Raw genomic sequence first — 10,945 nt, forward strand, 5'->3', positions numbered from 1 at the left:
GGCCCCGCGGCGCCGCGCTCGTCACCGGCGGCACCACCGGCCTCGGCGCCCAGACCGCCCGCTGGCTCGCCGGGCACGGCGCCACCCACCTCGTCCTGCTCAGCCGCCGCGGCGAGGAGGCGCCCGGCGCCGCCGCGCTGCGCGACGAGCTCACCGCCCTCGGCGCCGGGGTCACCGTCGCCGCCTGCGACGTCGCCGACCGGGACGCCCTCGCCGCCGTCGTCGAGGCGGTCGAGGCCGAGCACGGCCCGATCCGCACCGTCGTGCACGCCGCCGGCGTCGGCGTCCTCGGCCGGCTCCGCGACACCACCCCCGCCGACCTGGCGGCCGCGACCGCGGCGAAGCTCGGCGGCGCCGCGAACCTCGACGCCGTCTTCGACCGCGACACCGTCGACCGGTTCGTCATGTACGCGTCCGTCGCCGGGGTCTGGGGCAGCGGCGACCACGGCGCCTACGCCGCCGCGAACGCCTACCTCGACGGGCTCGTCCAGGCCCGGCGCGCCCGCGGCCGGGCCGGCACGTCGATCGCCTGGGGCATCTGGAGTCCGGAAAGCGGCGGCATGGCCCGCGCCGACGTCCGCACGTCGGCGAACTGGCACGGCATCGAGTTCATGGACCCCGCCGCCGCCCTCGACGCCCTGCACCACGTCCTGGACCGCGACCCGGTTACTGCCGTCGTCGCCGCCGTCGACTGGGCCCAGTTCGCGCCGCTGTTCACCGCCGCACGGCACCGCCCGCTCATCGTCGACCTGCCCGAGGTCGCGTCGCTGCTCGCCCCGCCCGCCGCGCCCGCCGCCGGCGGGGTGGACGCCCGGCGGCTCGGGCTCGGCGCGCTGGAGGACCTCGTCCGGGCCGGCGCCGCCGAAGCGCTCGGCCACCGGGGCGCCGACGCGGTCAACGGCACCCGCTCGTTCCGGGACCTCGGCTTCGACTCCCTGACCGCCCTCGAACTGCGCGACTCCCTGGCCCGGTCCACGGGCCTGCGGCTGCCGACGACCGTCATCTTCGACTACCCCAACGTCGACGCCCTCGCCGCGCACCTGCACCGGGAGCTCGGCGGCGCGATCACCGCCGCGCCGGCCGCCGCCGTCCAGGCCGCCGCCACCGACGAGCCGATCGCGATCGTCGGCATGAGCTGCCGGTTCGCCGGTGGCGTCGAGTCACCCGAGGACCTGTGGGCGCTGCTGAGCGACGGCGGCGACGCGATCGGCCCGATGCCCACCGACCGCGGCTGGGACGTCGACGGCCTGTATGACCCGGACCCGGACCGGCCGGGCCGCAGCTACGTCCGCGACGGAGGCTTCCTGCGCGACGCCGTCCGCTTCGACCCGCAGCTGTTCGGGATCTCGCCGCGGGAGGCCGTCGCCATGGACCCGCAGCAGCGGCTGCTGCTCGAGGTCGCGTGGGAGGTGTTCGAGGCCGCCGGCATCGACCACACCACGCTGCGCGGCACCCCCACCGGGGTGTTCGTCGGTGCCGCGGGCGGCGACTACGGCAGCCGCCTGCAGCAGGTCCCCGACGGCGCCGAGGGCCACCTCATCATCGGCACCGAGAGCAGCGTCGCGTCCGGCCGCATCGCCTACACGTTCGGGCTCGAAGGGCCGGCCGTCACCGTCGACACCGCCTGCTCCTCGGGGATGGTCGCCACCCACCTGGCCGCCCAGGCGCTACGCCGCGGCGAGTGCGACCTGGCCCTCGCCGGCGGGGTAGCCGTCATGTCGTCGCCGGCGGCGTTCGTCGGGTTCAGCCGGCAGCGCGGCCTCGCCGCCGACGGCCGCTGCAAGGCGTTCTCCGAGGACGCCGACGGCATGGGCCTCGCAGAGGGCGCCGGCATGCTCGTGCTGGAGCGGCTCAGCGACGCCCGGGCCCGCGGCCACCGCGTCCTGGCGGTCGTGCGCGGCTCGGCCCTCAACCAGGACGGCGCCTCCAACGGCCTCACCGCCCCCAACGGCCCGGCGCAGCAGCGGGTGATCCGGGCTGCCCTGCGCGCCGCCGGCCTGGAGGCGTCCGATGTGGACGCGGTCGAGGCGCACGGCACCGGCACCGCCCTCGGCGACCCGATCGAGGCGCAGGCGCTCCTCGCCACCTACGGCGCGGACCGGCAGACCCCGCTGTGGCTCGGGTCGCTGAAGTCCAACGTCGGGCACACCCAGGCGGCCGCCGGGATCGGCGGGATCATCAAGATGGTCCTCGCGATGCGGCACGGCACCCTGCCGCGGACGCTGCACGTGGGGCGGCCGTCGACGCACGTCGACTGGACCGCCGGCGCCGTGGAGCTGCTCGCCGAGGCCCGCGACTGGCCTGAGACCGGCCGCCCGCGCCGCGCCGGGGTGTCGTCGTTCGGGGTGTCCGGCACCAACGCCCACCTCATCCTGGAGGCCGCCGAGGAGCCGGAGGCCGCCCCCGTCCCGGCCGCCGGACCCGCAGCCGTGCCGGTCCTGCTGTCCGCGCACAGCGACGAGGCGCTGCGCGCGCAGGCCGCCCGGCTCGCGGCGCACCTGGCGGCGACCGGCGACGACCTCGCCGACGCCGCCTGGACGCTGTTCAGCGCACGGGCCGCCCTGACGCACCGGGCGGTCGTCGCCGGCACCGACCGGGACGGCGTCGTGCGGCAACTGGACGGGCTCGCCACCGGTACACCATCCGCCGCCACCGTCACAGGAGTCATCCGGGCCGGCGGGAAGGTCGCGTTCGTGTTCCCCGGGCAGGGCTCGCAGTGGCTCGGCATGGGGGTGGAGCTCCTCGACGCCGAGCCCGTGTTCCGGGAGGGGATCGAGGCGTGCGAGGCGGCCCTCGCGCCGTTCGTCGAGTGGTCCCTCACCGCGGTCCTGCGCGGCGACGCCGGCGCGCCCGGCCTCGACCGCGTCGACGTCGTGCAGCCGGTCCTGTGGGCCGTCATGGTGTCCCTCGCCGCGTGGTGGGAGTCCCGCGGCGTCACCCCCGACGTCGTCGTCGGCCACTCGCAGGGCGAGATCGCGGCGGCCTGCGTCGCCGGGATCCTCACCCTGAACGACGCCGCCCGGGTCGTCGCGCTGCGCAGCCAGGCGCTGTCGGTCCTCGCCGGTCGCGGCGGCATGCTCTCCGTCGCGCTCCCGCCGGAGCAGGCGACCGACCGGCTCGCCCCGTGGGCGGACCGGCTCAGCGTCGCCGCCGTCAACGGCGTCGGCTCCGTCGTCGTCTCCGGCGACGTCGACGCGCTCACCTCGCTCGCCGACGCGTGCGCCGCGGACGGGGTCCGGACCCGCCGCGTCGAGGTCGACTACGCCTCGCACTGCGCGCACGTCGAGGCGATCCACGACCGGCTCCTGGAGGTCCTCGCGCCCGTTGCGCCGCGGCCGGCGCGGGTCGAGTTCCACTCCACCGTCGGCGCCGACATCACCGGCATCGACGTCGGCGGCGCCGAGTACTGGTACCGCAACCTGCGCCACAGCGTCCAGTTCGCGCCGGCCGTGCGCGCGCTCGCCGACGCCGGCGTCACCGTCTTCGTCGAGGTCAGCGCCCACCCGGTGGTGACACCCGGCATCCAGGAGACCGTCGACGCCGCCGGGGTCGACGCGGTGGTCACCGGCACGCTGCGCCGCGACGACGGCGGGCCGGTCCGGCTGCTCACCGCGCTGGGCACCCTGCACGCGCACGGCACCGCCGTGGACTGGACGACCGCGTTCGGCGCGGGGCGACGGACCGTCGACCTGCCCACGTATCCGTTCCAGCGGCAGCGGTACTGGCTGGACGTCCCACCAACCATGAGCGCCGGCGACGGTGTCGACGCCCGGTTCTGGCAGCTCGTCGAGCAGCAGGACCTTCAGGAACTGGCCGCGACCCTCGCGGTGGCGCCCGATGCCGTCGAAGGGCTCCTGCCGGCGCTGTCGCGCTGGCGGCGGGAGCAGGCCGGCCGGGCGGCGCTGGACGGGTGGCGGTACCGCATCCGCTGGCAGCCCCTCACCGACCTGCCCACCACCCCGGCAGGACGGTGGCTGGTCGTGCTGCCCGCCGCCGACCGGGCCGACGCCTGGACCGAACACCTCGTCGTCCAGCTGCTCGCCGCCGGCGTGCGCGCGGACGTGCTGACGCTGCCCGCGCAGGCGGACCGGGCGACGACCGCCGCGCACCTGCGCGCCGCCCTGGACGGCAACCCCGCCCCCGACCGGGTCCTGTCGCTGCTCGCCCTCGACGAGCACCCGTGCCGCGTCGGCACCGCGCTGCCGTCCGGGCTCACCGCGACGGTCGCGCTGCTGCAGGCGCTCGGCGACGTGGCGTGCCCCGCTCCACTGTGGACGGTCACCCGGGGCGCCGTGCAGGTCGGCGCCGCCGACGCCGTCACCGCACCGCTGCAGGCGATGACGTGGGGCCTGGGCCGCATCGCCGCCCTCGAACACCCCGACCGCTGGGGCGGCCTCGTCGACCTGCCCGCGGAGGTCACCACCGCGACCGTCGCCAGGCTCGCATCGGTCGTCACGGGCCACGACGGCGAGGACCAGGTCGCCGTCCGTGGCGCCGCGACCTACGCCCGCCGCCTCGTGCGCGCCGGCAGCGGCTCCCCGGCGGCCGGCCGGTGGCGGCCCGACGGCACCGTGCTGGTCACCGGCGGGACCGGCGGGATCGGGGCGCACCTGGCCCGGTGGCTGGCCGCCGAGGGCGCCGGGCACCTGCTGCTCACCAGCCGGCGCGGACCGGAGGCGCCCGGCGCCACCGAACTCGCCCAGCAGCTGCGGGACGCCGGCTGCGACGTCACCCTCGCCGCCGTCGACGTCGCCGACCGCGCCGCCCTCGCCGGCCTCCTCGCGAGCGTTCCCGAGGACCGGCCGCTGCGGGCGGTGTTCCACGCCGCCGCGATCCTCGACGACGGCGTCATCGACGGCATCACCGCCGAGCGGGCCGCCGCCGTCGCCGCGCCGAAGGCGGACGCTGCCCTGCACCTGGACGAGCTCACCCGCGAGCTGGACCTGACCGCGTTCGTGCTGTTCTCGTCGCTCGGCGGCACCCTCGGCGGCCCCGGGCAGGGCAGCTACGCCGCCGCCAACAGCCTCCTGGACGCCCTCGCGCAGCAGCGGCACGCCGCGGGGCTGCCCGCCACCGCCGTCGCCTGGGGCGTGTGGGCCGGCGGCGGCCTCGCCGGCGGTGAGATCGGCGAGTCCGCCCGCCGCCAGGGCATGCTGCCGATGGACCCGGGCAAGGCGATCAGTCTCCTGCACCGCGCTCTCGACGACGGCGACACCTGCGTCGTCGTCGCCGACGTCGACTGGCCCAGGTACGCGCCCGCGTTCACCGCGTCCCGGCCCAGCCCCGCGCTGCGCGACCTGCCCGAGGCGGCACCGGCCGAGGACGGCGCCGCTGCCGGACAGGGCGTCCCGCTCGGCCGCGAGCTCGCCGGACTCCCCGTCGCCGAGCGGGAGGCGCGGCTGCTGCAACTCGTGCGCCGGCACGCCGGCGCCGTCCTCGGCTTCCCCGACGACACCGCCGTCGACCCCGGCCGGGCGTTCCGCGATCTCGGCTTCGACTCCCTCACCGCCGTCGAGCTGCGCAACCGGCTCGGCGCCGCGACCGGGCTCCGGCTGCCGGTGACGCTCGTCTTCGACCACCCGACCGCGACGTCCCTCACCCGGCACCTGCTGGGGGAGCTCGTCGGCGGCGAGGCCCCGGCACCCGAGACCGCCGCGCGGGCGGCTGACGGCGACGACCCGATCGCGATCGTCGCGATGACCTGTCGGCTGCCCGGCGGCGTCGCCGGCCCCGAGGACCTGTGGCGGGTCCTCATCGACGAGATCGACGCCGTCGGCCCGTTCCCCACCGACCGCGGCTGGGACCTCGACGGGCTCTACGACCCGGACCCCGAGCGGTCCGGCACCTTCTACACCCGCGAAGGCGGCTTCCTGCACGACGCCGCCGCCTTCGACCCCGCGTTCTTCGGCATCTCCCCGCGCGAGGCCCTCGCCATGGACCCGCAGCAGCGGCTGTTGCTGGAGACGGCGTGGGAGGCGTTCGAACGCGCCGGGATCGACCCCGCCGCCGCCCGCGGCAGCCGCACCGGCGTCTTCGTCGGCTCCAACTACCACGACTACGTCTGCCGGTTGCACGTCGCGCCCGAAGGCTTCGAGGGGCAGCTTGCCCTCGGCAGCGCCGGCAGCGTCGCGTCCGGCCGGATCGCGTATCTGTTCGGGCTCGAAGGACCGGCGCTGACCGTCGACACCGCGTGCTCGTCGTCGCTGGTCGCGCTGCACCTCGCCATGCAGGCGCTGCGCCGCGGCGACTGCACCCTCGCCCTCGCCGGCGGGGTCACGATCATCTCCTCGACCGACACGTTCGTCGAGTTCAGCCGGCAGCGCGCCCTGTCGCCCGACGGGCGGTGCAAGGCGTTCTCCGCGTCCGCGGACGGCGCCGGCTGGGCCGAGGGCGTCGGCCTGCTCCTGGTCGAGCGGCTCTCCGACGCGGTCGCCAACGGCCACCCGGTCCTGGCCGTCATCCGCGGCTCCGCGGTCAACCAGGACGGGGCCTCCAACGGGCTCACCGCCCCGAACGGTCCGGCGCAGCAGCGGGTCATCCGCGCCGCGCTCGCCGACGCCGGGCTGCGCCCCGCTGACGTGGACGTGGTGGAGGCGCACGGCACCGGCACCAGCCTCGGCGACCCGATCGAGGCGCAGGCCATCCTCGCCACCTACGGGCAGGGGCGCGACGAGCCGCTGTGGCTCGGGTCGGTGAAGTCGAACCTCGGCCACACCCAGGCCGCGTCCGGCGTCGCCGGGCTGATGAAGATGGTCCTGGCCCTGCGCCACGGGACGCTGCCGCGCACCCTGCACGTCGACGCGCCCTCCCCGCACATCGACTGGTCGTCCGGCGCCGTCGAGCTCGCCACCGAGGCGCGGCCGTGGCCGGCCAACGACCGGCCGCGCCGGGCCGGGATCTCGTCGTTCGGCATCTCCGGCACCAACGCCCACGTGATCGTCGAGGAGCCGCCCGCGGTGATCGCCGCGGCGGGCTCGCGCGCCGTGTTGCCGCTGGTGCCGTGGCCGGTGTCGGCCCGCACCGCGGACGCCCTCGACGGCCAGGTGTCCAGGCTGCGTGAGGTCACCGAGAATCCAATGGACGTTGGATTTTCCCTGGCTACCGGCAGGTCGATGTTCGAGCACCGGGCGGTGCTGCTCGATGACACGCAGGTCCGGGGGCGGGTCCGCGACGGCGGCAACGCGATGCTCTTCACCGGCCAGGGTGCGCAGTGGTCGGGCATGGGTCGCGGCCTCTACGAGGCGTTCCCGGTGTTCGCTGCGGCGTATGACGAGGTGTGCGCGCACATCGAGGGGCTGCGGGACGTCGAGGGCGCCGACCTGGATGAGACGCAGTGGACGCAGCCTGCGCTGTTTGCTGTTGAGGTCGCGGTGTACCGGTTGCTGGAGTCCTGGGGTCTGCGCCCCGACTTCCTGCTCGGTCATTCGATCGGTGAGCTGGCCGCCGCCCATGTCGCAGGGGTCTGGTCCCTGGAGGACGCCTGCAAGGTGGTGTCGGCGCGGGGCCGGTTGATGCAGGCGCTGCCGGCCGGTGGTGCGATGGTGGCGATCCAGGCTTCCGAGGAGCAGGTCGGCACAGCGCTGGTGGACGGCGCCGAGATCGCCGCCGTCAATGGCCCGGACGCGGTCGTCATCTCCGGCGACGAGAGCGCGGTCGAGGCGGTGGCGGCGGGGTTCGCCAAGACGCGTCGGTTGAAGGTGAGTCATGCGTTCCATTCGGCGCGGATGGACGGGATGCTCGACGCGTTCCATGAGGTTCTGGCCGCTGTGAAATTCAACGAGCCGGGGATTCCGATCGCGATCACGTCGGCCGGTGATGTCACCGACCCGGAGTACTGGGTCAGGCAGGTTCGGGGGACGGTCCGGTTCGCCGAGGCCGCTTCCAGGTTGACCGCGAGTGGCGTGACCAGGTTCCTGGAGGTCGGTCCGGACGGGGTGCTGTCGGCGATGGTCGACGGGGTCCCCGCGATGCGCAAGGGCCGCGACGAAGCCAGCACGCTGATGACCGCCGTCGCGCAGATGCACGTCACCGGCTGGTCGCCGGACTGGACGCGGCTCCTGGCGGGCGGGCGCCGCGTCGACCTGCCGACGTACGCGTTCCAGCGGCAGCGGTACTGGCTCGACGCCCCCGCCGGCACTGGGGACCCCGCCGCGCTCGGCCTCGGCACGGTCAGGCACCCGCTGCTCGGCGCCGGCGTCCCCCTCGCCGACACCGGCGGTCACCTCTTCACCAACCGGCTGTCGATCGCCGACCAGCCGTGGCTCGCCGACCACCGGGTCATGGACACCGTCCTGCTGCCCGGCACCGCCCTCGTCGAGCTCGCCCTGTCCGCCGGCGACGCCGTCGGCTGCGACCGGATCGAGGAGCTCACCCTGCAGGCGCCGCTGGTCCTGCCGGAGCCCGGCGCGCTGCAGCTGCAGGTGACCGTCGGCGCCGCTGACGGCTTCGGCACCCGCACGGTCCAGGTGCACTCCCGCGACGCCGGCAGCACCGACGACACCGATCCAGCCGCCTGGACCGCGCACGCCACCGGCCGCGTCGCCGCCGCCCGCACCTGGGACGCCCCGGACTTCACGCAGTGGCCGCCCGCGGGTGCCGAACCCGTCGACATCGGCGGCCTCTACGACACCCTCGCCGACGCCGGGTTCGAGTACGGGCCGGCGTTCCGGGCCCTGCACCGGGTGTGGCGCCGCGACGGCGTCGTCTACGCCGAGGCCGCCCTCGCCGACCCCGAGCGCGCCGAGGCCGGCCGGTTCCTGCTGCACCCGGCGCTGCTCGACGCCGCCCTGCACACCCTGGCGTTCGCCGACGGCGTCGCCGGGCGCGGGGTGCTGCCGTTCTCGTTCGAGCGGGTGGCGCTCAGCGCCGTCGGGGCCACCGCCGTGCGGGTCCGGCTCACCGGCAGCGGCACCGACACCGTCGCCGTCGACCTCGCCGACCAGACCGGCCGGCCGTTCGCGGCCATCGGCGCGCTCGCGCTGCGCCCGGTCACCGCCGGCCAGGTGAAGGCGGCCCGCTCGCAGCACCACGACTCGCTGTTCCGGGTCGACATGGTCATGAACCCGGTCGTGCCGGCCCGCGACCACACCGGGCAGCGCTGGGCGGTCCTCGGGCTCAGCCCGGTCAAGCTCGTCAAGGCGCTCGGCGCCACCGGCGCCGCCGTCGAGACCTACCCGGACCTCGACGCGCTCCGCGACGCCGTGGCCGCCGGCGCGCCGGTCCCCGACCGGGCCGTCGTCTCCTGCGCGGACCGGCCCGAGGGCGCCGACATGGCCGCGCGGGCCCGCAACGCCACCTACTGGGCGCTCGACCTCGTCCAGGGATGGCTCGCCGACGAACGCCTCACCGGGTCCCGGCTGGTGTTCGTCACCCACAGCACCGGCGGCGACACCGTCGACGACCTCGCCTGGGCGCCGGTGTGGGGCCTGGTCCGGTCGGCGCTGACCGAGAACCCGGACCGGTTCGTCCTGCTCGACCTCGACGACCGCGACGTCTCCTACGCCGCGCTGCCCGCCGCCCTCACCTGCGGCGAAGGCAACGTCGCCGTGCGCGTCGGCGGCGTCCACGTGCCGCGGCTCGCCCGGGTCGCCGCCACCCCCGGCGTGACCCCGTCGGCGACGTGGGACCCGAAGGGCACCGTCCTGATCACCGGCGGCACCGGCGACCTCGGCGGTCTCATCGCCCGGCACCTCGCCGCCGAGCACGGCGTCCGGCACCTGCTGCTCACCAGCCGCCGCGGCCCCGCCGCCGAGGGCGCCGCCGAGCTGCGGCAGGCGCTGCTCGACCTCGGCGCCGAGGTGACGATCGCCGAGTGCGACGTCGCCGACCGGGACGCCCTCGCCGCGGTGCTCGCCGCGATCCCCGCGGACCGGCCCCTCACCGGTGTCGTGCACACCGCCGGGGTCGTCGACGACGGGGTCGTGTCCGCGCTGACCCGCGAGCAGGTCGACACCGTCCTGCGGCCGAAGGTCGACGCCGCTCTCAACCTCGACGAGCTCACCCGCGGGCTGCCGCTGTCGGCGTTCGTGCTGTTCTCCTCGATGGCCGGCACGTTCGGCGGCACCGGCCAGGCCAACTACGCGGCCGCGAACACGTTCCTGGACGCCCTCGCTCACCAGCGCCGCGCCGCCGGCCTCCCGGCGCTGTCGCTCGCCTGGGGCCTCTGGGAGCAGGGCAACGGCATGACCGCCAAGCTCGACGGCGGCGACCTGCGGCGGATGGCCCGCGGCGGGCTCGCCCCGCTGTCGCACGCCGAGGGGCTCGCCCTGTTCGACGTCGCCTGCGTCGTCGACGAGGCCGTGCTCATCCCGGCCCGCCTCGTCGTCGACGCGATCCGGGCGGCCGCCGGGACCGAGGCGGTGCCGGCCATCATGCGCGGCCTCGTCGGCCGCCCCGCCCGGCAGGCCGTCACCACCGGACCGGCCGCCGCCGAGGCGGAGACCCTCGCCGTCCGGCTGGCCCGGCTGAGCACCGCCGAACGGCAGCGCACCCTCCTGGACCTGGTCCGGGCCGAGGCCGCCGTCGTCCTCGGGTACCCCGGGCCGGACGCGGTCGAGCCGGACCGCGGGTTCCTCGAGCTCGGCTTCGACTCCCTCACCGCCCTCGAACTGCGCAACCGGCTCGCCGCCGCCACCGGGCTGCGGCTGCCGGCGACGCTGCTGTTCGACTACCCGTCGCCGGACGCGATGGCCGGGCACGTCCTCGGCCAGCTCGTCCAGGACGACGCCGACGCGCCGTTCGCCGTCCTCGACGACCTCGAGGCCAGGGTCGACGCGATCGACGACGACACCCGGGACCGCCTCACGGACCGGCTGCAGCTGCTGCTCACGAGGCTCACCGACCGCGGGGTCGGCTCCGGGGCGGGCGTCGCCGAACGCCTCGACTCGGCCAGCGACGACGACATCTTCGCGTTCATCGACAACGACCTCGGTCTGTCGTAGCGACG

General features: G+C 76.2%; 1 protein-coding gene. It reads left to right on the forward strand.

Annotation, left to right across the window (positions count from 1 at the left end; genetic code table 11):
- A partial coding sequence (locus ABZ321_RS50515; RefSeq protein WP_354903545.1) for a type I polyketide synthase occupies positions 1-10,940 on the forward strand: 10,940 nt, incomplete at its 5' end.
- Positions 10,941-10,945 lie beyond the last annotated feature (5 nt).

Origin of the sequence: Dactylosporangium sp. NPDC006015 (genome assembly GCF_040614215.1) — a bacterium.
In the GTDB taxonomy this organism is placed as follows: domain Bacteria; phylum Actinomycetota; class Actinomycetes; order Mycobacteriales; family Micromonosporaceae; genus Dactylosporangium; species Dactylosporangium maewongense.